At 72.5% G+C, this 21,991-nt stretch carries 23 protein-coding genes; 19 read left to right on the forward strand and 4 right to left on the reverse strand.

The features are described from left to right. Positions 1 to 162: 162 nt before the first annotated feature. Entirely contained in the window at positions 163 to 465 is a 303-nt protein-coding gene (locus AB0D99_RS06115; protein WP_362357432.1) for a hypothetical protein, read from the reverse strand. A gap of 139 nt (positions 466 to 604) precedes the next feature. Between AB0D99_RS06115 and AB0D99_RS06120 the strand changes: the two genes are divergently transcribed. Beyond that, positions 605 to 1,540, forward strand: coding sequence for a YDG/SRA domain-containing protein (locus tag AB0D99_RS06120; RefSeq protein WP_362357434.1), 936 nt, complete (start codon positions 605 to 607; stop codon positions 1,538 to 1,540). A 21-nt stretch (positions 1,541 to 1,561) separates the two neighbouring features. On the opposite strand, the gene AB0D99_RS06125 is transcribed toward AB0D99_RS06120, so the two are convergent. Continuing rightward, positions 1,562 to 2,572 carry a hypothetical protein gene (locus tag AB0D99_RS06125; protein WP_362357436.1) on the reverse strand — a complete coding sequence of 337 codons (1,011 nt, stop codon included), beginning with the start codon at positions 2,570 to 2,572 and terminating at the stop codon, positions 1,562 to 1,564. 102 nt (positions 2,573 to 2,674) lie between these two features. On the opposite strand from AB0D99_RS06125, the gene AB0D99_RS06130 reads away from it, so the two are divergent. From AB0D99_RS06130 to AB0D99_RS06145, 4 genes are all read left to right on the forward strand, one after another. Further along, positions 2,675 to 3,406 carry a class E sortase gene (locus AB0D99_RS06130; protein ID WP_362357438.1) on the forward strand — a complete coding sequence of 244 codons (732 nt, stop codon included), beginning with the start codon at positions 2,675 to 2,677 and terminating at the stop codon, positions 3,404 to 3,406. Positions 3,407 to 3,555: 149 nt separating this feature from the next. Then, positions 3,556 to 3,849: a DUF6412 domain-containing protein gene (locus tag AB0D99_RS06135; protein ID WP_362357440.1), complete on the forward strand. Its 294-nt coding sequence runs from the start codon at positions 3,556 to 3,558 to the stop codon at positions 3,847 to 3,849. 81 nt (positions 3,850 to 3,930) lie between these two features. Then, entirely contained in the window at positions 3,931 to 4,653 is a 723-nt protein-coding gene (gene yidC, locus AB0D99_RS06140; RefSeq protein WP_362357442.1) for a membrane protein insertase YidC, read from the forward strand. Positions 4,654 to 4,789: 136 nt separating this feature from the next. Continuing rightward, entirely contained in the window at positions 4,790 to 5,647 is an 858-nt protein-coding gene (locus tag AB0D99_RS06145; protein ID WP_362357444.1) for a fumarylacetoacetate hydrolase family protein, read from the forward strand. Positions 5,648 to 5,754: 107 nt separating this feature from the next. Here AB0D99_RS06145 and AB0D99_RS06150 read toward each other — a convergent pair whose 3' ends face one another. Then, the gene (locus AB0D99_RS06150) at positions 5,755 to 6,222 is read right to left on the reverse strand and encodes a heme-degrading domain-containing protein (RefSeq protein WP_362357446.1); all 468 of its coding nucleotides are present in this window, start codon (positions 6,220 to 6,222) and stop codon (positions 5,755 to 5,757) included. Further along, positions 6,219 to 7,301, reverse strand: coding sequence for a Gfo/Idh/MocA family oxidoreductase (locus AB0D99_RS06155; RefSeq protein WP_362357448.1), 1,083 nt, complete (start codon positions 7,299 to 7,301; stop codon positions 6,219 to 6,221). The genes AB0D99_RS06150 and AB0D99_RS06155 overlap by 4 nt, the downstream gene beginning before the upstream one ends. 143 nt (positions 7,302 to 7,444) lie before the next feature. Between AB0D99_RS06155 and AB0D99_RS06160 the strand changes: the two genes are divergently transcribed. The 14 genes from AB0D99_RS06160 (at position 7,445) to AB0D99_RS06225 (ending at position 21,970) form a co-directional block, all read left to right on the forward strand. After that, entirely contained in the window at positions 7,445 to 8,602 is a 1,158-nt protein-coding gene (locus AB0D99_RS06160; RefSeq protein ID WP_362357695.1) for an ROK family transcriptional regulator, read from the forward strand. Positions 8,603 to 8,727: 125 nt separating this feature from the next. Next, on the forward strand, positions 8,728 to 9,927 hold the full coding sequence (locus AB0D99_RS06165; RefSeq protein WP_362357450.1) for an LPXTG cell wall anchor domain-containing protein: 1,200 nt from the start codon (positions 8,728 to 8,730) through the stop codon (positions 9,925 to 9,927). Positions 9,928 to 9,986: 59 nt separating this feature from the next. Then, on the forward strand, positions 9,987 to 10,751 hold the full coding sequence (locus AB0D99_RS06170) for a GntR family transcriptional regulator (protein ID WP_362357452.1): 765 nt from the start codon (positions 9,987 to 9,989) through the stop codon (positions 10,749 to 10,751). Between the two features lie 139 nt (positions 10,752 to 10,890). Continuing rightward, positions 10,891 to 12,012, forward strand: coding sequence for a TIGR03364 family FAD-dependent oxidoreductase (locus tag AB0D99_RS06175; RefSeq protein WP_362357454.1), 1,122 nt, complete (start codon positions 10,891 to 10,893; stop codon positions 12,010 to 12,012). 44 nt (positions 12,013 to 12,056) lie between these two features. Continuing rightward, on the forward strand, positions 12,057 to 12,710 hold the full coding sequence (locus AB0D99_RS06180) for an HAD family hydrolase (RefSeq protein ID WP_362357697.1): 654 nt from the start codon (positions 12,057 to 12,059) through the stop codon (positions 12,708 to 12,710). A 92-nt stretch (positions 12,711 to 12,802) separates the two neighbouring features. After that, complete coding sequence (locus AB0D99_RS06185) at positions 12,803 to 13,846, forward strand: ABC transporter ATP-binding protein (protein WP_362357699.1); 1,044 nt, start codon at positions 12,803 to 12,805, stop codon at positions 13,844 to 13,846. A gap of 16 nt (positions 13,847 to 13,862) precedes the next feature. Continuing rightward, positions 13,863 to 14,777: a 2-aminoethylphosphonate ABC transporter permease subunit gene (locus AB0D99_RS06190; protein WP_362357701.1), complete on the forward strand. Its 915-nt coding sequence runs from the start codon at positions 13,863 to 13,865 to the stop codon at positions 14,775 to 14,777. After that, positions 14,764 to 15,561, forward strand: coding sequence for an ABC transporter permease subunit (locus AB0D99_RS06195; protein WP_362357456.1), 798 nt, complete (start codon positions 14,764 to 14,766; stop codon positions 15,559 to 15,561). Before AB0D99_RS06190 ends, AB0D99_RS06195 begins: the two co-directional genes overlap by 14 nt. A gap of 23 nt (positions 15,562 to 15,584) precedes the next feature. Further along, complete coding sequence (locus tag AB0D99_RS06200) at positions 15,585 to 16,652, forward strand: 2-aminoethylphosphonate ABC transporter substrate-binding protein (RefSeq protein WP_362357458.1); 1,068 nt, start codon at positions 15,585 to 15,587, stop codon at positions 16,650 to 16,652. A 136-nt stretch (positions 16,653 to 16,788) separates the two neighbouring features. Continuing rightward, positions 16,789 to 18,348, forward strand: a complete 1,560-nt coding sequence (locus AB0D99_RS06205) for an alkaline phosphatase family protein (RefSeq protein WP_362357460.1) — start codon at positions 16,789 to 16,791, stop codon at positions 18,346 to 18,348. Positions 18,349 to 18,429: 81 nt separating this feature from the next. Further along, on the forward strand, positions 18,430 to 19,209 hold the full coding sequence (locus AB0D99_RS06210) for an HAD-IIA family hydrolase (RefSeq protein WP_362357463.1): 780 nt from the start codon (positions 18,430 to 18,432) through the stop codon (positions 19,207 to 19,209). Positions 19,210 to 19,363: 154 nt separating this feature from the next. After that, complete coding sequence (locus AB0D99_RS06215; RefSeq protein WP_362357465.1) at positions 19,364 to 19,921, forward strand: hypothetical protein; 558 nt, start codon at positions 19,364 to 19,366, stop codon at positions 19,919 to 19,921. 38 nt (positions 19,922 to 19,959) lie between these two features. Next, a complete protein-coding gene (locus AB0D99_RS06220; protein WP_362357703.1) occupies positions 19,960 to 20,607 on the forward strand; it encodes a class F sortase in 648 nt (215 codons plus the stop codon). Positions 20,608 to 20,935: 328 nt separating this feature from the next. Beyond that, positions 20,936 to 21,970 (forward strand): glycoside hydrolase family 6 protein, encoded by a 1,035-nt coding sequence (locus AB0D99_RS06225; RefSeq protein WP_362357467.1) that lies wholly within the window; start codon positions 20,936 to 20,938, stop codon positions 21,968 to 21,970. Positions 21,971 to 21,991: the final 21 nt, after the last annotated feature.

Genomic DNA, 21,991 nt, shown 5'->3' on the forward strand with positions numbered 1-21,991 from the left:
GTGCGGGGTCAGGCGGGCTCCGGGGCCCGGGAGGCGCAGTGGCGAGGTAGGGGGGGGAGGCGCTGGGCGGGAGGGGGTAGGGGACCAGCCCGCCCAGCGCTCATGGGGAGGGCACCGTTGAATACGCGGGGGAGCCCCGGCGCGTTCAACGCTCCCTCGAATTCATCCCTTGTTCCGGGTGACGGCCCACGAGGTCCCGGCCACGGCGCCGGCGACGGAGAACACGGCGGGCCAGGCCCCGACCTTCTTGGCCAGCGGGTGGGACCCGGCGAACGCGGCGACGTAGACGCCGGTCAGCGCGGCAGCGGCCTTCCCGCCGGCGACCTGCTGCCACTCCCGCGCGGCGACGGCCCCGGCCCCGGCAAGCACGACGCCCCCGAGGGGCCGCTTCTTGGTCCACCGCGCGACGGCGTACCCACCGACGAGTCCGACGGCGGCTATGGCGGGTGCGGGGATGCGGGGCATGGTGGGGCCTTTCTCGGTTCAGTTTCGTCGAGCAGATGCCGGCAAGTAGGAGATCACCGATTGATCAAATTTCGGCCAGCGGTGGCTGATTGATCGGAGAGGTGCCTGAAGTAGCTCGATTCCTTGGCAACATGTTCGCATGGTTGCGTATAGAGCTGTCTTCGGGCACGTCAATGACATCCTGCCGGGCACGCATTTCGGCTCGCGGAAGGAAGTGAAAGCTGCCGGCCTGCACAAGGAGGAGCAGGCGGGTATCTCGTGGGGTCGTGACACCGAAGGTAAGCGTGTGGCGGACGCCATCGTCTTGAACAACGGATACGAAGACGATCGTGATGACTGGGCCGACATCCTCTATACCGGGGCCGGTGGACGCAACCCCAACACTGGCCGCCAGGAAGCGGATCAGACGTGGGAGAACCCAGGGAATGACGGCCTTCGACGCAGCCGGATCATGGGACACGCGGTCCGCGTCATCAGAGGTTTTGAGGGGGAGCCTGACTTCTCGCCTGTCTCCGGATACCGCTACGACGGCCTGTACAGGGTGGTGGCGGAGAAGGAGGAGACGGGAAACGCCGGCTTTCAGATTCTCAGGTTCAAGCTGACTCGGTTGGTGGACGAGGAACAGGAGCTGACTTCGCTGGAGCAGCAGGTCGAGGACATCGTCCAGGGCGAAGCCCCGCGGAGGACTGCCACCGTAGAGCGCATCATTCGAGATACGGCGGTCGTCCGCAGGGTCAAGCGGTGGTACGGGTACCGCTGCCAAGTCTGTCGCGTGGCGCTGCCTGTGGGAGCCGACGGCAGGAACTATGCCGAAGGCGCCCACATACAGGCGCTCGGATCTGATCGTGGTCCGGACGTGGAGAGCAACGTTCTCTGCCTGTGCCCCAATTGTCACGTCCGCCTCGATCGTGGCGCTCTTTACCTGACGGACAACCTGGACGTAGTGGACCGGTTTCCCGAAGGTGGAGGCTCAGTGGTGCATCCGCTCTGGACGGTGGAGCAACACCGCATCAAGGCGCGATTCGCCCGTGCCCACCGCAGGTTTTGGAAGATCATGGATGACAACCAGCCGTAGTGAGCGGCGCCCCGCGAGCGCCTAGCTGTTCGCGCCCCCGTGGCACCCCCCATACCCCCGCCCCGACCCGCACCAGCAGGACGCCCCCCGGGCCGGCGGCCAGGCTGTGGCTCGGCCTCGGGCTGCCAGGGTGGTGGCGTACTGGGGGAGGAGGTCCGCGTTCGCGGGGGACGAGGACTCCGAGGCGGCGAAGGCCTCGTACGACGGGACCGTGGCCGGGACGATGCCCAGGTTGGGGGTGCCCGCCGCCGACAGTTCGCGGAGGGATGCCTCGATGTCCGTGAGGTGCGCCCGGTACGTGGGGTACTCCGCCTCCAGCTCCGGGTACGAGGCGAGGAGTTCGTCCAGTTCCCGTTCCGGCCAGTGGAGGACCGCCACCGGGAACGGGCGGGACAGGGCCGTGCGGTAGGAGCCCAGTTCGCTGCGGAGGCGCGTGATCTCGGCCTGGAGCTCCGCCGGGTCCGAGGAGCCGAGCGACCACAGGCGCTTCGGGTCGTGCAGCTCGTCCAGGGAGACGTCCCCTGTGTGCAGCGTGTCCGCCAGGGTGTCCCAGTTGTCGTGGGGCAGCGCCAGCATCCGGCGGACCCGGTGACGGGTGGCGAGCAGCGAGGTGGTGGAGTGCGGGAACTCCGCCGGCACCGACTCCGGTGCCAGCAGGCCGGCCGCCTCCGTCGCGTACGCCTCCGCGAGCTCCAGCTCGTCATGGGCTTCCAGCGTCTCGACCGCGATCTCCCACGGCCCCGCGTCCGCCGGTGCCGACGCCCGCACGCCTTCGATGATCGCCCGCGCCTCCGCCTCGTGGCCGTACTCCCACAGGTTCGCCGCCTTCAGCGCCCTGATCAGGTGGGGCGAGGCGGGCGAGGAGGCCAGGAGTTTGTCGTACAGCGCCGTCGCCTGCGGCCGTTCGCCCGCGAGCTCCAGATGCGCCGCTGCCCGGAGGAGCAGCGGTTCCTGGTCCTCGGGGTACCGCGCGGCGGTGCGCAGCAGACGCTCGGCTTCGGTGGCGTGGGCGGCAGGCGTGTCGGGGCGCATGTCGACCACCGTACTGCTGTACGGCCCTGGAGAGTTGGCGCGTCAGCCCTTATCGTGCCCCGCGTGCGGGACAGGGTGCCGGTCGTCGTTCAGACACGCGGGGTGCGGAGCACACCCGCGCGGGTGCTGTGGGTCGGCGCCGAGGCCGTCGTCACCTGCGGGGTTGTCCTGCTGCTCCTCGTCGTCCATCAGCTCTGGTGGACCAACCAGCAGGCCCGCGCGCAGGCCACCGAGCAGGTCCGCGCCCTCGAACGGGAGTGGGAGGGATCACCTCCGGCGCCGACGGTGGAGGAGCCGGCGGTGTCGCCCTCCGTGAGCGGCACTCCCGCGCCCGCCGGGTCCGCCCCCTCCCGGGCGGCCGAGCCCCAGGTCACGCCCGCCGTCCGCCCGCCCCTCTCCTCCGCGTACGCCATCCTCCGCATCCCCCGCATCGGCCTCACCGCCCCCGTCGCCCGTGGCGTCGGCAAGCGGTCCGTCCTCGACCGCGGGTACGTCGGCCAGTACCCCGGCACCGCCGCCCCCGGGCGCCCCGGCAACGTCGCCCTCGCCGGGCACCGCAACACCCACGGCGAGCCCTTCCGCTACATCAACCGCCTCCGTCCCGGCGACCGCATCCGGCTGCAGACCAGGGAGCGGGAGTACGAGTACGTCGTCGACCAGGTGCTCGCCCAGACCGCGCCCCGCGACACCGGCGTGATCCAGCCCGTGCCCCGATCCCTCGTCAAGCCCTCCTACGGGTACTCCGCTCCCGGCTCCTACCTCACCCTGACCACCTGCACGCCCGAGTTCAGCTCCGCGTACCGGCTCGTCGTCTGGGCGAAGCTCGTACGGTGACGCCCACGCCCACCCCCGCAGATCCGGAGGCTGCCGGTCCGGTCGGACGCGTCCCGCCCCCGCGCCGGCGACTCCTCGTTCCCGTCGACGCCGATCGTGTATAACGGCTGGGAGACGAGACGACGGATGACGACCGGGAGGGCGGCGCGGTGATCGGCAACCTGCTCCTGCGCGTACTCGCTCCCCTCTTCTTCCTGCTCGCGCTCGCCGATCTCCTCCTCTCCGACGGTTCGAGCCTCTCCGCCGCCGTCGCCCTCGCCGCGACCGGCGTCGTCTGCGCCCTCATCGGCGCTCCCGCCCCGGCGTCCGTACCGCCGACCCGGGTACGCACCACCCTGCGCGATCGCGAGCGGCGCACCGCCTTCCTGCCGCAGCGCGACCCCGACGCCTCCGGCCGCCGCAGGCCCCGGGCACCCGGCCGTCCCCTCCCGACGGCCGCGTAGGAACACCAGCACCACCCTGCGCGGATCCGTCCTGCCGAGACATCTCTCTTCCGGCACGACGAGACCCCTCGGAGGGTTCCCATGTCCGTTTTCGCCACCCTGGTCGAGCAGCTCGCCGACCTGCTCCAGCCGCTCTTCGCCACCACCGCGACCGCCGCCGCCATCGTCCTCTTCACGATGCTCGTCCGGCTCGCGATCCACCCCCTCTCGCGGGCGGCCGCCCGCGGTCAGAAGGCCCGCACCCGCCTCGCCCCGCAGCTCGCCGAGCTCCGCGCCAAGCACGCCAAGGACCCCGAGCGGCTCAAGAAGGCGGTCATGGAGCTGCACGCGAAGGAGAAGGTCTCGCCCTTCGCCGGCTGCCTGCCGAGCCTCCTGCAGGCGCCCGCCTTCCTCCTCATGTACCACCTGTTCTCCGGCGACCGCATGACCGGTCACACCCTCTTCGCCGCCCCGCTCGGCGACCACTGGGCCGACGCCCTCGGCCACGGCGGCCCCTTCGGCCCGGCCGGCCAGGTCTATCTCGTGCTCTTCGCGATCGTCGCCGCCGTGGCGGCCTTCAACTACCGCCGTACGAAGCGGCAGCTCGCCGCGCAGCCCCTCGACACCGGCCTCCCGGCGACGCCCGGCGCGGACACGATCAACAAGGTGATGCCGCTGCTCTCCTTCGCCACCCTGATCACCGTCGCCGTCGTCCCGCTCGCCGCCGCCCTCTACGTCGTCACCAGCACCACCTGGACCGTCTTCGAGCGGGCCGTCCTCTTCCGCGAGCAGCGCCCCGCCGAGGCCCTTGCTACTCAGGCGTAAGGGTCCAGTCCGTGAACGGGGTCTTGCCGAGTGGTCGAAACTCTTGGAGGATCGACCAACCTCCGATGGCCGCAACCCATCGGCCGGGGATCTGTAGGGCCTGACCCTGGGCCCACCTCGACCAAGGGAGAAGACCATGAAGCTGCTGCGAGTCGGTCCGGCGGGGGCCGAGCGCCCCGCCCTGCTCGACCAGGACGGGACGCTGCGGGATCTGTCGGCCCTGGTCGACGACGTCGACGGCAGCCTGCTCGCCGACGCGTCCGCGCTCGACCGGATCCGGGCGGCCGTCGGTGCCGGAGTCCTCCCCGCGCTCGACGCGACCGGGCTGCGGATCGGCCCGCCGGTCGGGCGGATCGGCAAGGTCGTGTGCATCGGGCTGAACTACCACGGGCACGCGGCCGAGACCGGCGCGGCGACCCCCGCCGAGCCGGTGGTCTTCCTCAAGTCCGCCGACACGGTCGTGGGCCCCGACGACACCGTGCTCGTACCCCGCCGCAGCACCAAGACGGACTGGGAGGTCGAGCTGGCGATCGTCATCGGCCGTACCGCCCGCTACCTGGAGACCGACGAGGAGGCCCTCGCGCACGTCGCCGGCTACGCGGTCGCCCACGACGTCTCGGAGCGCGAGTTCCAGATCGAGCGCGGCGGCACCTGGGACAAGGGCAAGAACTGCGAGACGTTCAACCCGCTCGGCCCGTGGCTGGTCACCGTCGACGAGGTGCCGGACCCGCAGGCCCTGTCGCTCAAGCTCTGGGTCAACGGCGAGCTGAAGCAGGACGGCCACACCTCGGACCAGATCTTCGGTGTCGCGGAGGTCGTGCGGTACGTCAGCCAGTTCATGACCCTGTACCCGGGCGACATCATCAACACCGGCACCCCCGCCGGCGTCGCGATGGGGCAGACCGAGCCGAAGCCGTACCTGCGGGCCGGTGACGTGGTGGAGCTGGAGATCGAGGGACTCGGCCGCCAGCGGCAGGAACTCAAGGACGCGTAGCCGACGCCGTGAGCGGCGCGCGGCGGTCGGTGCGGACACCGGCCGCCTGACCGGTTCGGCTGCCGCCTACGGTTCGGCCGGGGGTGCCTCGTCGCCGGTTCCGCGCCCTAGGCGGCGAAGCCGTCCAGGAGCAGGCCCAGTGCCTCGACCACCAGCGCGTGGTCCTCGGCCTGCGGCAGCCCCGACACCGTGACCGAGCCGATCACCCCCGCGCCCTCGACCGCGATCGGGAACGAACCGCCGTGGGCGGCGTACCGGTCGGGGTCGAGGCGCGACGACTGCTCGAACGTCGTGCCCTTGGCCCGGAAGCGGGCACCGACGAGGAACGAGCTCTCGCCGTACCGCTCCACGACCCGCCGCTTGCGGTCGATCCAGGCGTCGTTGTCCGCGCTCGACCCCGGAAGCGCGCAGTGGAAGAGCTGCTGTGCGCCGCGCCGGATGTCGATCGCGACGGGCGCCCCCCGCTCGCGCGCGAGGCCGACCAGGAGCGAGCCGAGGAGCCAGGCGTCGTCGTACGTGAAGTGGGGGAGGGTCAGGCGGGCTTCCTGGGCCTCGATCTCGGCGACCTCGCTCACAGCGTCACCGCGATTCCCTCGCGCGCGGAGCGCTTCGCCGCCTCCAGGACGTCCAGGGTGGCCGCGGCCTCGGCGGCGGTGACCGGGTTCGGGCCGGTGCCGCGGAGGGCGGCGGCGACGGCCGCGTAGTACGCCGGGTAGTCGCCCGGCAGGGTCTCGACCGGGGTGCCGCCGCCCGTGAGCGGGGACTCGCCGGAGCCGAGGGTGCCCCACAGCGACTCCGGCTCCACGCCCCACGGTGTGCCGGGCGTGGGCAGCAGGCCCTCGCGCAGGTCGGCCTCCTGGGGGTCGAGGCCGTACTTCACGAACCCGGCGCCGGACCCGAGGACGCGGAAGCGCGGGCCGAGCTGGGCGGTGGTGGCACTGGCGTAGAGGTGGGAACGGACGCCGTTCGCGTGCGTGATCGCGATGAACGTGTCGTCGTCGGTCTCCGCGCCCGGGCGACGGACGTCCGCTTCCGCGTACACACGCACCGCCGGACCGAAGAGGACCAGGGCCTGGTCCACGACATGGCTGCCGAGGTCGTACAGCAGCCCGCCGATCTCCTCCGGGGCGCCGGACTCGCGCCAGCCGCCCTTGAGCTGCGGGCGCCAGCGCTCGAACCGCGACTCGAAGCGCTGGACGTCGCCGAGCGCGCCGTCCGCGAGGAGTGCGCGCAGGGTGAGGAAGTCGTTGTCCCAGCGGCGGTTCTGGAAGACCGAGAGCAGCAGGCCCCGCTCCTCGGCGAGCGCGGCGAGGGCCCGCGCCTCGGCGGCCGTGCCGGCGACCGGCTTGTCGACGACGACCGGGAGCCCCGCTTCGAGCGCGGCGGTGGCGAAGGGGACGTGCGTCTTGTTGGGGGAGGCCACGACGATCAGATCGAGCTCGTCCGCCCGCGCCCAGAGCTCGTCGGGGGAGTCCGCGACCCGTACGCCCGGGTGCGCGGCGCGCGCCTGCGCCTGGCGCTCCGGGTTGCCCGTCGTGACCGTGTCGAGGACGAGGCCCTCGGTGGCGGCGATCAGTGGGGCGTGGAAGACGGAGCCCGCGAGGCCGTAGCCGACGAGTCCGACGCGGAGGGGGGCGGTGTCGGTGCCAGTCATGCGCCCCACTTAAGCAACGCTGTTGCCAAAGTGCAAGCGAGGGGGAGAATGGGGTGGTGAACAGGAGTGTCAGGGGTCTCAGGGGCGGCGCGGCCGGTGGAGTCGGTGGAGTCGGCGGGGCCGGCGAGGTGGGTGCGGCCGGTGTGGCGGGGGCCGCGGGGGCGGTCGGCGCGGCGGGCCTCGCCGGCGCCAATCTGCCGGCCCTGCGCAGCCACAACGCCGCGCTGGTGCTCGACCTGCTCCGTACGGCGGGGGAGGCCGGGATCAGCCGCCTGGAGCTGGCGGACCGGACCGGACTCACTCCGCAGGCGGTCAGCAAGATCACGGCGCGGCTGCGGGCGGAGGGCCTGGCGCGGGAGGCCGGCCACCGCGCCTCGACCGGCGGCAAGCCGCGCACCGTCCTGCGGCTGGTCCCCTCGGCCGCGTACGCGGTGGGGGTGCACCTGGACCGCGACGAGCTGACGGCCGTCCTGGTGGACCTCGCGGGTGTACGGGTGGCCGTGCGCCGGGCCCCACTGGACCTGGGCGCGGGCGCGCCCGCGGTGTTCGAGGTCGTGGAGCGGGAGGTGGAGGCGCTGAGAGGGGCCGACGCCTTCGGCCGGTGCGGGGGTGAAGGGGATGCGGGAGGCGAAGCCTCGGCGGTTCCGGGCGACGGCCCCGGCCGCCCCGCCCTCCTCGGTGTCGGCGTGGCCATGCCCGGGCCCCTCGATCACCCCACCGGGACCCCCGGGCGGGTCACCGGGTACCCGGAGTGGGAGGGGGTCCCGCTGCGGGACGAGCTCGCGCGGCGCCTCGCTCTGCCCGTCGAGCTCGACAAGGACACCAACGCCGCCGCCCTCGGGCTCGCCCTCCGCGCCCCGGTCGCCGACTCGTTCGCGTACCTCCACCTCGGTACGGGTCTCGGCTCCGGCCTCGTCCTCGACGGCGCGCTCCACCGGGGCGCGCGGACCGGCGCGGGGGAGTTCGGGCATCAGACCGTCCAGCTCGACGGCCCGCCCTGCGGCTGCGGCGGGCGCGGGTGCCTGGAGGTCCTGTGCCTCGCGGCCGTGGCGCGCGGCGAACTCCCCGAGGCGGCCAGGATCCTCGGCGCCGGTGCCGTGAATCTCGTACGGCTCCTGGACATCGACCGCGTCGTCCTCGGGGGCCGGGCCGTGACCGCCGCGCCCGAGGTCTTCGTGCACGGCGTGGCCGCGGTCCTCGCCGGCGCCGGCCTGGGAACCCCGGTCGCCGGCACCGCCACCCCGTACGCCGTCGCCGAGGGCGCGGCGCAGCTGATCCTCAGTCCGATCTTCGGAAAATAGGCTGATCGGGCGGAACGGACAGGCCGTCCGGGGGGTACCACCCGCGTCGCTCCCCGGCCCCGCCGCGCCCGGGTGGCAGCGTCGCGGCCGTCCCGTACGCCCGCGAGCAGCAAAGGCACCCGCCCATGCGACTGCGCAACGCCCTCGCCCTCGGTGTGACCGCTGCGACGACCGGAACCGCCGTCCTCGCGCTCGCCGTCGCCCCGTCCGCGGCGGACTCCGCCCCCGGCCAGCCGCCAGGATCCGGAACGGACTCCGGAACCGAGCGCGCCGGCCCGGGAGTCGAGCGCCCCGACGGCGACACGAGCGACCCGCTCGCCGCAGGAGCCGGCCCCCTCGGCCCCGGACACGGCCGCCTCGCCCCGGCCGCCGATCCCCTGGCCGCCCCATCGGCGCGTCTCGGCCCGGCGGGCGATCCCCTCGCCCTCGGAGCAGACCACCGCCTCGCCCCCGCCGCCGACCCTCTCGCCCCCGCCGCCGATCCCCTCGCCGCCGTCACCCCCCTCACCGCCCGGCCCGAGCGCCCCGTCGCCGGGGCGAGTCCCGTCACCGGGGCGAGTCCAGGCACCGCGGCGCGTCCAGGCACCGCGGCGCGTCCCGGCTCCGCCGTGTCGCGCACGGACAAGGCGCCCGCCTGTGGTGACGCCGCCGAGCCCGTGTTCCCCCTCGACACCCGGATCCACGGTGGCCCCGGCACCTTCGTCCCCGGCACCGGCTACCGGACCTTCGAGGTCGATCTCACCAACACCACCTCCGTGGCCTGCCACAACATCCACCCGGTCCTCGTCCTCGCCGACCGCGACCGTGTCCTCACGCCCGCCCAGATCCTGCTCGACTTCTACGACTCGGGGGCGAGCCGGTGGCGGCCCGTGCAGTTCGAGCAGACCGAGGAGGACGAGAACATCGGGGTGTTCAACGACTTCCCCGGCTTCGCCGTGCCCGCGGGCCGCACGGTCACCGTCACCGTCCGCCTCGCGTTCCACGAGGACACCGCGCCCAACGAGGTGGTCGCCAACGCGGCGATCGTGCAGCGCCGGGGGGACGACGGGGACTGGGTGGGCGAGTCCGGCGACTACCGTCTCGCCATCGCGCCGGAGGAGTCGGCCGGCACGGACACCGGTACGCACCCGAGCCCCGTTCCGAGTCCCGTTCCCGACCCCGTCCCGCCGACCGGCCAGGCGACCCGTCCACCCGCCCCCACCCGACCCGAACTCGCCCTCACCGGACCCGAGTCGACGACCGCTCTCGTCTCCGTCTCCGGTGCGGCGCTCCTCTCGGGCGCGGCGCTGGTCGTCGCCGCACGCCGCGGCCGGCGCCGGGTGTAGAACCCTCCGGTCACCCTCCGTACACCCACCCGTTCATTCCCATCTGCGAGCATCCCCCGGTGGACTACCCGAACGACCAGGCACCTGGCGCCCCCATCCGCTCCGGCATCCCCGAGCACGGCCGCATCCCCAAGTACTACGCGGTGAAGGCCAAAGTCGCCTCGCTGCTGGACGAGTTGGGCGAGGGCGGGCTCCTGCCCACCGAGCGGGAGCTCGCCCTGAGGTACGAGGTCTCGCGGGAGACCGTCCGTCAGGCCCTGCGCGAGCTGCTCCTCGAAGGGCGGCTGCGCCGCCAGGGGAGAGGGACGGTCGTCGCCGGGCCCAAGCTGGAGCAGCCGCTCTCGCTGGCGAGCTACACCGAGGGGGTGCGGCGCCAGGGGCGCCGGCCCGGTCGTTCCCTCATCACCCTCGACCGCTTTCCCTGCCCCGAGGCCCTGGCGCCCGAGATCGGCGCCCGGCGCGGCGAACCGGTCTGGCACATGGAGCGTGTGCTGCTCGCCGACGACGAGCGGGTCGGCCTGGAGAGCACCTACGTCTCCGAGGCCCGCGCCCCGCGCCTCGACGTGGAGTTCGACCCCGACTCCTCCTTCTACGCCTACCTCCGGGAGAAGCTCGGCATCACCTTCGGCGACGCCGACGAGCGCATCGAGACCGTTCTCGCCACGCCGCGCGAGGCCCTCCTCGTCGGCACCCCGCCCGCGCTCCCGATGCTGCTGATCCACCGGATCTCCCGGGACACCTCCGGCCGGCCCCTGGAGCGCGTGCGCACGCTCTATCGCGGCGACCGCTTCAGCTTCACCGCCCACCTGGGGCATCAGGGCTGATCCCACGGCGGGCGCAGCGTCAGCCACCCCTCTCAGATCACGAGAAGGTAACGGGTCTGGTCCAACCTTGTCGGGCCGTTCACCGTCCCGTCGCCCTTCGGATCCGTCCGGGCCACCCGCCGCCAGGACGGTGAACGGCATGAAGGTGATCGTCGTAGGAGCCGGCGTGGTGGGAACCATGCACGCCTGGCACGCAGTGGAACGCGGCCACGAGGTCGTGCACATCGAGCGCGAGGCCGAGGCGCGCGGGGCCTCCCTCCGTAACTTCGGCCAGATATGGGTGAGCGGCCGCGCGGGCGGGGAGGAGCTGGAGACCGCGCTGCGCGCCCGTGAACTCTGGGAGGGCATCGGCGCCCGGGTCCCCGGAATCGGCTTCCGGCCGATCGGCTCGCTCACTCCCGTGCGCAACGAGCTGGAACGGGCCGTCGCCGAGGCCGCCCTGGCCCGGCCCGACGCGGCGGCCCGCGGCTACAAGCTGCTGACCGCCGACGAGGCGCGCGCCGTCAACCCCGCCCTGCGCGGGACGTTCGAGGCGGCCCTCTGGTGCGAGCGGGACGCGGCCGTCGAGCCGCGCACCGCCCAACTCGCCCTTCGCGAGGCCCTCCTCGCCGGCGGGTCGTACACCTTCCTGCCCGATCGCGAGGTGCGGGACGTCGTCGGCGGGAACGCCGTCCGGGACGACCGGGGCGAGGTGCACACCGGCGACGTCGTCGTCCTCTGCACCGGCGCCGCGCTCGGCGGCCTCGTCCGCGAGATCGCCGGAGACATCCCGGTCCGCCGCGTGCGGCTGCAGATGATGCAGACCGACCCGCTCAGCGAGCCGCTGACCACCTCCGTCGCCGACGCCGACTCCTTCCGCTACTACCCGGCGTACGCGTCCGACGCCCTGGACGCCCTCAACGCGGGCCTGCCGCAGGACCCGACGGCCGCCGCCCACAAGATGCAGCTCCTGATGGTCCAGCGCCTCGACGGCGGACTGACCATCGGCGACACCCACGAGTACGAGCACCCCTTCGCCTTCGACACCCTCGAAGACCCCTACGAGCACCTGACCCGCGTCGTGGAGTCCTTCCTCGGCCGTCCGCTGCCGAGGATCCGACGGCGCTGGGCGGGCGTGTACGCGCAGTGCGCCGACACCACCCGGGTGGTGCACCGCCAGCAGGTCCGCGAGGGCGTGTGGCTGGTGACCGGACCCGGCGGGCGCGGCATGACCTGCTCGCCCGCCATCGCCGAGACGACCGCGAACGAACTGGGCTGGTGAGCACCGTGACAAAGAAGCACAGGCACGACCTCGTCGTACTGGACATGGCCGGCACCACGGTCGCCGACGGCGGCCTCGTCGAGCTGGCCTTCACGGCCGCCGCCGAGCGCCTCGGCGAGGACCCGGCCACGATGATCGACTACGTCCGCGCCACGATGGGCGAGTCCAAGATCTCCGTCTTCCGCCACCTCTTCGGCGGCGACGAGAACCGCGCCCGGCAGGCCAACCTCGCCTTCGAGACGGCGTACGGAGAGCTGGTCGCCGACGGCAGGATCGCCCCGGTGCCCGGCGCGGCCGAGGCGATCGCCGAACTGACGGAGCAGGGCCGGACGGTCGTCCTGACCACCGGGTTCGCCCGGGTCACCCAGGACGCGATCCTCGACGCGCTCGGCTGGCGCGATCTGGTCGGGCTGACCCTCTGTCCGGCGGACGCCGGCGGCCGGGGACGCCCGTACCCGGACATGGTGCTCGCCGCCCTCCTCCGTACGGGAGCCGTCGACGACGTCCGGCAGCTCGTGGTCGCGGGCGACACCTCCTACGACATGCTCAGCGGGGTCCGCTCGGGCGCCGGGATCGTGGCGGGTGTGCTGACGGGGGCGCACGACGAGGCCGCGCTCAGGGAGCACGGGGCGACGCACGTGCTGGCGTCCGTGGCGGATCTTCCGGGGGCGATGGAGCGGGCGGAGGCGGACCGGTGACGGCGCCGGCGACCGCGGCCGCCGGTACGACGGGGGAGGCACACGCGGCCGGCGGGACGGGCAAGGCCCACGCGGCCGGTGCCCGTAGCGGCATCCGCTTCGACTCCGTCTCCGTCGCGTACGGGAACCACACCGTTCTCGACGCGCTCGACCTGACCGTCGAACCCGGCGAGGTCATGGCCCTCCTGGGGCCCTCCGGCTCCGGCAAGACCACCGCGCTGCGCGCCGTCGCGGGGTTCGTGCGACCGCTCTCCGGGCGGGTGTTCATCGGCGACCGCGACGTCACCGGCCTTCCGCCGCACCGGCGGGGCATCGGGATGGTCGTCCAGCAGTACGCCCTCTTCCCGCACATGCGGGTCGAGGACAACGTGGCCTTCGGTCTGAAGGCGCGGAAGGAGCCGAAGGGCCGGATACCCGGGCGGGTCGCCGAGGCCCTGGAGATGACCGGGATGGCGGCCTACGCCAAGCGCTATCCGCGTGAGCTGTCCGGCGGACAGCAGCAGCGTGTCGCCATCGCGCGGGCGCTGGCCATCCGGCCGAACGTGCTGCTGCTCGACGAGCCGCTGTCCGCGCTCGACGCGCAGCTGCGCTCGGGGATGCTGGCGGAACTGGCGCGGCTGCACCGTGAGTTGCCGGACGTCTCGATCCTGTACGTCACCCACGACCAGGTGGAGGCGCTGACCCTCGCGGACCGGATCGCCGTGATGGACCGGGCCCGGCTCCAGGACTGCGGCACGCCGCAGGACCTCTACCGGCGTCCGCGTACGGAGTTCACCGCCTCCTTCGTCGGCAGCGCGAACCTGCTGCCGGTGACGGTGGGCGAGGGCGGGGTGGTGTTCGGCGGCACCGTACTGGAGGTCGCGGCCGACGGTGTCGCGCGGGGGGCGGGCGCCACGCTCTGTGTGCGGCCGCACCTCGTCGGCCTCGGCGACGGGCCCAACGCGCTGCGGGGGCGGATCGCGGAGGTGCAGTGGCGAGGGGCGACGCACCGGCTGTACGTGGAGGTCGGCGACGGCCACCGCGTCACGGCGGATGTGCGGGAGCTGCGGGAGACGCCGGCGCTCGGCGACGAGGTCACGCTGCACTTCGCGCCGGAGGACGGCGTGCTGCTCGGAGCCGGGGTGTCCGATGGGTGAGCCGTCGGCACCGGTCATGGCGGCGGAGCGGACCCGTGGCGGAGCACCTGGGACACAGCCCGCGACGGCGCCGTCCGTCGTCACCCTCCCCGGGACTTCTCCCGGGGGGACCCGCGCCGCCCTCGCGGAACGCGTGCCCACCGCGGTCCTGTGGGCCCTGCCCCCCGTCGCCGTTCTCGCGCTCGCCTTCCTCTACCCGCTCGCCCTCGTCGTCCAGGAGTCCCTCGCCCCCGGCGCGTACGCCGAGGTCCTCGGGTCGGCGGCGTTCCGGGACGCGCTGGTCACCACCGTGTGGCTGGCCGTCGGGGCGACCGTCGGCTGTCTCGTCCTCGGGTTCGTGCTCGCGCTCGTCATCGCGTTCGTGCCGTTTCCCGGGGCGAGGGCGGTGTCGAAGTTCATCGACGTCTTCCTCTCCTTCCCTTCCTTCCTCGTCACGCTCGCGCTCCTCTTCCTCTACGGCACGGTCGGCATGGCCAACGGTCTGTGGACGGACGTCACGGGAGCCGAGGCGGGGCCGTTCCGGTTCCTGACCACGCCGTGGGGCGTGCTCCTCGCCGAGATCACCTACTTCACGCCCTTCGTGATGCGCCCGCTCCTCGCGGCGTTCTCACAGATGGAGACCGCCCAGCTGGAGGTCGCCTCCTCCCTCGGGGCGGGGCCGGCGCGCATCGTCCGGCGGGTGATCCTGCCCGAGGCGCTGCCCGCGCTCGCCGCCGGGGGAAGCCTCGTCCTGGTCATGTGCCTGAACGAGTTCGGGATCGTCCTCTTCACCGGCGCCAAGGGCGTGACGACCCTCCCGATGCTCGTCTACGGCAAGGCGATCCTCGAGTCGGACTACGCCGCCGCCTGTGTCGTCGCCGTCGTCAACGTCGCGATCTCCGTGGGTCTCTACGGCCTCTACCGGGTGGTGAGCCGTCGTGTTGGTGCATAGCCGCAAGGGCAGGTGGACGGCGTGGGCGGTCTTCGCGGTCCTCTTCGTGCCGCTCTTCGCCCTCCCGCTCCTCGTGATCGTGGCCGCCTCGTTCTCCACCAACTGGTCCGGGGCCTTCCCCTCCGGGCCGACGGCGGAGCACTATGCGGCCGCCGTGCGCGGTGAGTCCCTGCAGGCGCTGACCACCAGCCTGGTCACCGCCGTCGCCGCCAGCCTGCTCGCGCTGACCGTCGGCACCTGGGCCGCGCTCGCCGCCTCCGCCCTCGGCAAGAGGGGCAGGAGGGTGCTCGACGCGCTCTTCATGCTGCCGGTCGCCGTGCCCTCGGTCGTCGTCGGCCTCGCCGTCCTGGTCGCCTTCTCGCAGCCGCCCGTGCTGCTGAACGGCACGCGCTGGATCGTGATCCTGGCGCACACCGTCCTCGTCACGGCCTTCGCCCATCAGTCGGTCTCGGCGGCCATCCTCCGCCTCGACCCGAGGTACGAGCAGGCGGCGGCCAGTCTGGGCGCCCGACCCTCGTACGTACTGCTCCGGGTCAAGCTCCCGCTCCTGCTGCCCTCGCTCAACGCGGCGGCCGGGCTCTGCTTCGCCCTGTCCATGGGCGAGTTGAGCGCCACGATGATGCTCTACCCGCCGGACTGGCTGCCCCTCCCGGTGCTGATCTTCACGGCCACCGACCGCGGCTCGCTCTTCACCGGCTCGGCGCTCGCGGTGGTCCTCATGGCCGCGACGCTGCTCGTCCTGCTCGCCGTCTCCCGTATCCGCACCAAGGCGTCCTACCGCTGATTCCCCCAGGAGAGAACGACGTTATGCGTACCTCGTCCATGTTCGTCAAGTCGATCGCCGCCGTCACCGGCAGCCTCGCCCTCGCCGCCTCCCTCACCGCCTGCGGGGGTTCCTCCGCCGCCTCCGACGAGAAGGTCGTCACCGTGTACAGCGCGGACGGTCTGAAGGGGGAGAAGGGCGACGGCTGGTACGACAAGGTCTTCGCCGACTTCGAGAAGCAGACCGGCATCAAGGTCAAGTACGTCGAGGGCGGTTCCGGCGAGATGGTGCAGCGTGCCGTCCGCGAGAAGAACAACACGCAGGCCGACGTCATCGTGACCCTGCCGCCCTTCATCCAGCAGGCCGACTCCAAGGGGCTGCTTCAGGCGTACACCCCGAAGGGCGCCGAGCAGGTCGACGGCGGGAACAAGGCCGCCGACGGCACGTGGACCTCCGTCGTCAACAACTACTTCGGCTTCATCCACAACAAGCAGCGGCTGAAGGAGGCTCCCACGACCTGGGAGCAGCTCCTCGACCCGAAGTACGAGAACAAGCTGCAGTACTCCACCCCCGGTGTCGCCGGTGACGGCACCGCCGTGGTCATCAAGGCGATGCACGACTTCGGCGGCCAGGAGCCGGCGATGGAGTACCTGAAGAAGCTCCAGGCCAACAACGTCGGCCCGTCCTCCTCCACCTCCAAACTGGCGCCGAAGGTCGACAAGGGCGAGATCCTCGTCGCCAACGGCGACGTGCAGATGAACTTCGCCCAGTCCAGGTCCATGCCGAACCTCGCCATCTGGTTCCCGGCCAAGGAGGGCTCCAGGCCCACCACCTTCGCCCTGCCGTACGCCGCCGGTCTGGTGAACAAGGCCCCGCACAGCGAGAACGGCAGGAAGCTGCTCGACTTCATGCTGGGCGAGCAGGCCCAGCGTCAGGTCAGCGCGATCGGCGGCGGCTTCCCCGCCCGCAAGGACGTCAAGGCCACGGACGCCAACGCCATCGCCCTCGCGAAGATCATGGAGGGTGTCGAGATCTTCGAGCCCGACTGGGCCGACATCGACAAGAACCTGACCGGCTACGTCGACGCCTGGAAGACGGCCACCGGAAGCTAACCGCGGGCTTCCGAGAGTTCACCGCACGGACCCTGGAATCCCTCCGCATGTAGCGGAAAGATAACGGGTACGGACCAACGCCCCCGAGGATTCGGGGGCGTCGGCGTGTCCTCACCCCCTTCCACGGAGGATCCAGATGCCGATCACCGGCATGTCCACGGCCCCGACCACCGGAGTTCCCCGCCGTACCGTGCTCGCCGCCGCGGGCACCGCGGCGGCCGTCGCCGCCACCGGCGTGGCCACCGCACCCGGCGCCCGGGCCGCCGCCCCCACGCTCCCCAACGGCACCAGCAAGGACAAGGTGCTCGTCGTCGGCATGGACGGCCTGCGGTACGACAGGATCGACGCGGCCAAGGCCCCGGCCCTCAAGTCCCTGATGGCGAACGGCACGTACGGCATGTCGCTGCTCTACGCCAACCCGATGGCCGCCACCTCCTCGGGCCCCGGCTGGTCGACGATCTCCACCGGGGTCTGGCCCGACAAGCACGGCGTGAAGGACAACACCTTCGCCGGAAAGAACTACGGCCGGTACCCCGGCTTCCTGGCCCGCCTGAACCAGGTCCGCCCCGACCTCTCGCTCTTCGCCGCCGTCGACTGGCCCGAGCTGGACACCCACGGCACGGTCACCCCCGGCGCCGACGCCAAGCTCGTCTACGACAACGACTACGCGGTCAACGACAAGGTCATCACCGACGCCACCGAGGACATCCTCCGGAACCAGAACCCGGACGTCCTCTTCGTCTACTTCGGCGAGACCGACGAGATGGGCCACTCCCACGGCGCCGCCAGCCAGAAGTACCTCGACGCGATCGCCGTCCAGGACGGCTACCTCGGCCGCCTGCTCGCCGCGATCAAGGCCCGCCCCTCCTACGCCACCGAGCGCTGGACGGTCATCGTCACCACCGACCACGGCCACACCGACGGCGGCGGCCACGGCGGCTCCGCCATCGAGGAGCGCCGCACCTTCGTGCTCGCGCAGGGCCCCGGCATCGCCGCCGGCGCCCGCCCCATCGACACCCGTCTCGTCGATGTCGCCGCCACCGTCTTCCACCAGCTCGGCATCGCACCCGACCCCTCCTGGGGGCTGGACGGAAAGCCGATCCAGCAGCGCTCCACCGACCCGTTCGACACGCTGCACGCCTCCCTCGGCGGCCGCGTCGACGAGACCGGCATCCCCGCCGGTGTCCTCGGCTTCACCCACACCGCGCCCAGCGGCTGGTCCGTCATCAACAACGCCATGGGCACCGGCGGCATGACCGAGTGGCGCGGATGGGCCTTCGCCACCGACGAGTTCTGGTCCCGTACCCAGCGCGACCAGTCCCGTGAGCTCAACATCCGCTCCCGTGGCGTCTTCGCCGTCGCCGACTCCGACGAGTGGGCCGACACGTCGCACTCCGGTACGTACGACTCGACCCTGGTCACCCCCGCGTACAGCGTCTCGGGCAAGACCCGGGCGACGCTCCGCTTCACCACCTTCTACCGCCAGGAGGGCAGCCAGAGCGCCCAGATCCTGGCGGTCTTCAACGGCGGCACCCCGACCGTCGTCAAGAGCTACACCTCCGACGTGATCTCCCAGCCGCAGTCGCTCACCGTGAACGTTCCCGCCGGGGCGTCCAGCGTGAGCTTCCGCTTCCGCTACACCGGCTCCAACAACTGGTACTGGGTGATCGACGGGGTCGAGATCACGACCTCTTGATTACTCTGGGGGCGTCGCCACAGCGCTGTCGCGGCGCCCCCAGCACACCGCACGATTTCTGTACGGCAGGAGTCCCCGCACATGGCAGAGCGCAAGCCGATCGAATCCTGGCTCACCGACATGGACGGAGTCCTCATCCACGAGGGCGTCCCGATCCCCGGCGCCGACGCGTTCATCAAGAAGCTGCGGGAGACCGGGAAGCCCTTCCTCGTCCTCACGAACAACTCGATCTACACCGCGCGCGACCTGCACGCGCGGCTCGCCCGCATGGGCCTGGACGTGCCCGTGGAGAACATCTGGACCTCGGCGCTCGCCACCGCCCGGTTCCTCGACGACCAGCGTCCCGGCGGCACCGCCTACGTCATCGGCGAGGCCGGTCTGACCACCGCGCTGCACGACATCGGCTACGTCCTCACCGACCACGACCCGGACTACGTGGTCCTCGGCGAGACCCGCACCTACTCCTTCGAGGCCATGACCAAGGCCGTCCGGCTCATCAACGCGGGCGCCCGGTTCATCTGCACCAACCCCGACGAGACCGGCCCCTCCCTCGAAGGCCCGCTCCCGGCCACCGGCTCGGTCGCCGCGCTGATCACCAAGGCCACCGGCAAGGACCCGTACTTCGCGGGCAAGCCCAACCCGCTGATGATGCGCACCGGCCTCAACGCGATCGGCGCCCACTCCGAGTCCAGCGCCATGATCGGCGACCGGATGGACACCGACATCCTGGCCGGCCTGGAGGCGGGGATGCAGACCTTCCTGGTCCTGACCGGTCTCACGACCCACAAGGAGGTCGACCGCTTCCCCTTCCGGCCCTCCAAGATCGTCGACTCGATCGCCGACCTCGTGGACCGCGTGTAGCGGCCGGCGGCCCCGGGGAGTGCCCCGGTCGGGCCCCTGCGGATGCGAAACGACCGGAACCGGGTGAACCTGCCAGTACCAGGAGGTCACGATGCGTTCAGGTCCCATTGCTCTCCGTGCCGCAGGGGCGGCCGCCATCCTGGTACTGGCACCCATGGCCGGTACCGCCTTCGCCGGGGACGGCGTCAAGGTCACCGTCACCCCGTCCACGGTGAAGCCCGGCGCCGATGTCGACATCCGCGTCCAGGGCTGCAAGGGCACCACGGGCGCCGCGAAGTCCCACGCCTTCATCGCCGACGCCGAACTCACCGGCCGCGACCACGTCCTCTTCGGCGACACCACGGTCAAGTCGGGCCTCCAGAAGGGCACGTACAAGGTCAGCGTCACCTGCGACGGCCGGGAACACCGCGACGTCGGCGTGGTCCACGTCGAGAAGCACCGGCCCGAGACGACCCATCCGGCCACCCTGGAGCCGACCCACCGGCCGACGTACCACCCGAGCCCCATCGCCCCGGTCAAGGCCGGTGGCGGAGGCGCCGCCATGGCGGTCCCGGCACCCGCCGCGCCCGGTGTCGCGCAGACCACGATCGAGAGCGGCCTCGGCACCCCGTACACCCTCGTCGGCCTCGGCATGGCCGCGATCGCCGCCGTCGCCGTCGCCTTCCGCAGCGCGCGCCGCCGCCGCGCGGGCACGACGCCGGGCGCGGACTGACCGTGTCCGAGGCGAGCCGCCCGGCCGGCGCCGGGCGGATGCTGACCGGCGTGGCCTGGGCCCTCCTGCTCCTCGGATTCTGGCTCTGGGGCCGTGAGATCACCGACGGTCCCGCCGCCGGATCGGCCCCGACCACCGGTGACATGGCCGCCGTCGGCCGCCCGTTCGGCGCCCCGCTGCCCCCGGCACACCAACCCCTGAGCCCCGCGGAACCGCGCAAGGTCGAGATCCCCTCCCTCGGCATCGCCGCGCCCGTCGTCGGGCGCGGCCTCGACGCCTCCGGCGCGGTGGACCCGCCGCCGTACGAGATGCCCCACTCGGTCGGCTGGTTCCGCACCGGCACCCGGCCGGGCGCCGAGGGCGCGGCGCTCTTCGTCGGCCACGTCGACACCGCGACCAGGCCCGCCGTCTTCTACGGCCTGAGCTCCGCACGCCCCGGTGAGATCGTCAGGGTGACCCGGACCGACGGCTCGGTCGCCGAGTTCACCATCGACGACGTCCAGGTCGTCCCCCGGGAGCGCTTCGACGCGCGGAAGGTGTACGGGCAGCGCCAGGCCCATCGGGCCGAGCTGCGCCTGATCACCTGTGGCGGCACCTTCGACCGCGCGGCCGGCGCGTACACCGCCAACGTCGTCGTCTCCGCGTACCTCACGGGCACGAGCGGGCCCCACGCGCGCGGGGTCTGACGTACGGAGAGGGCTGACGGACAGGGCCTGACGTGCGCAGACGGCCCGCCCGTGGAGTGGGCCCGACGCGCGAACGCGCGCGACGCGCGGGCGGGCCGGGAGACGGAGCCGCCGCTACCGGCCCGGCCGGCGGACCACGTCCCGCGCGCCCGACGGCCGGGCCGGTCCTCGACCGCGGGCGCGCGGGCTGCGGGAGGAGCCCGGCGCCGCCGCGGGAGGTTCGGGTGCCGCAACTGTAGAACGGGCTTCCGGTCCCGGCCCAGACCCCCTTTGTGCCACGATTGTCCTGACTGGTTCCGTACGGTCCCGTACACCCAAGGGGGAGTGGATGTACGCACATCGCACCGGACGTGCCCGCCTGGCCTGCGCCGCGCCGCTGGCCGCGGCCCTGCTGCTGTCGGCCTGCGCGTCGCCCGGCACAGGCCCGGGAGAGGGCGGGGACAAGGACGCCGCACCACCGCGGTCCGGCGGTCAGCAGCCCAAGGAGACGGACCCCTTCTGGGTCAATCCGCAGGGCAAGGCGGCCCGACAGCTCGCCGCGTACACGAAGGCGGGCCGCGCCGCGGACGCCGAACTCGTCGAGAAGATCGCCTCCCAGCCGGCCGGGGAGTGGGTCGGCACGGACCGGCCCGAGGACGAGACGAGGGCGCTGACCGAGGCCGCCCACCGGGCCGACCGGGAGGCACTGCTCGTCCTCTACAACATCCCGCACCGCGACTGCGGCCAGCACTCCGCGGGCGGCGCGGCCGACGCCGGCGCCTACCGCGACTGGGTCGAGCAGGTCGCCCGGGGCATCGGGGAGCGGCGCGCCACCGTCGTCCTGGAGCCGGACGCGGTGATGCACATGGTCGACGGCTGCACCGAGCAGCAGTACCACGAGGAGCGGTACGAGCTCCTGAAGGGTGCCGTCCAGCGGTTGAAGCGGCAGCCCGGCGTCACCCTCTACCTGGACGCGGGGAACTCCGGCTGGGGCAAGCCGGAGGAGATCTTCGAGCCGTTGCGGCGCGCGGGTGTCGCGGACGCCGACGGCTTCGCGGTCAACGTCTCCAACTTCCAGACCACCGAGGCCAGTACGGCCTACGGCAAGCAGCTGTCGGACCGGATCGGCGGCAAGCCCTTCGTCGTCGACACCAGCCGCAACGGCAACGGCCCCTACACCGAGGGCGATCCGCGGGAGAACTGGTGCAACCCGCCCGGCCGCGCGCTCGGCGAGCCCCCGACCGTCCGTACCGCGGATCCACGGGTCAAGGCGTACCTGTGGATCAAGCGGCCGGGGGAGTCGGACGGCGACTGCAAGGGCGGCCCGAAGGCGGGGGAGTGGTTCGAGCGGTACGCGCTCGACCTGGCCCGCGGCGGCGAGTAGGCGCGGTCGGGTCCGTCGGCG

It is taken from the genome of Streptomyces sp. NPDC047971 (assembly GCF_040653355.1).
Taxonomy (GTDB): domain Bacteria; phylum Actinomycetota; class Actinomycetes; order Streptomycetales; family Streptomycetaceae; genus Streptomyces.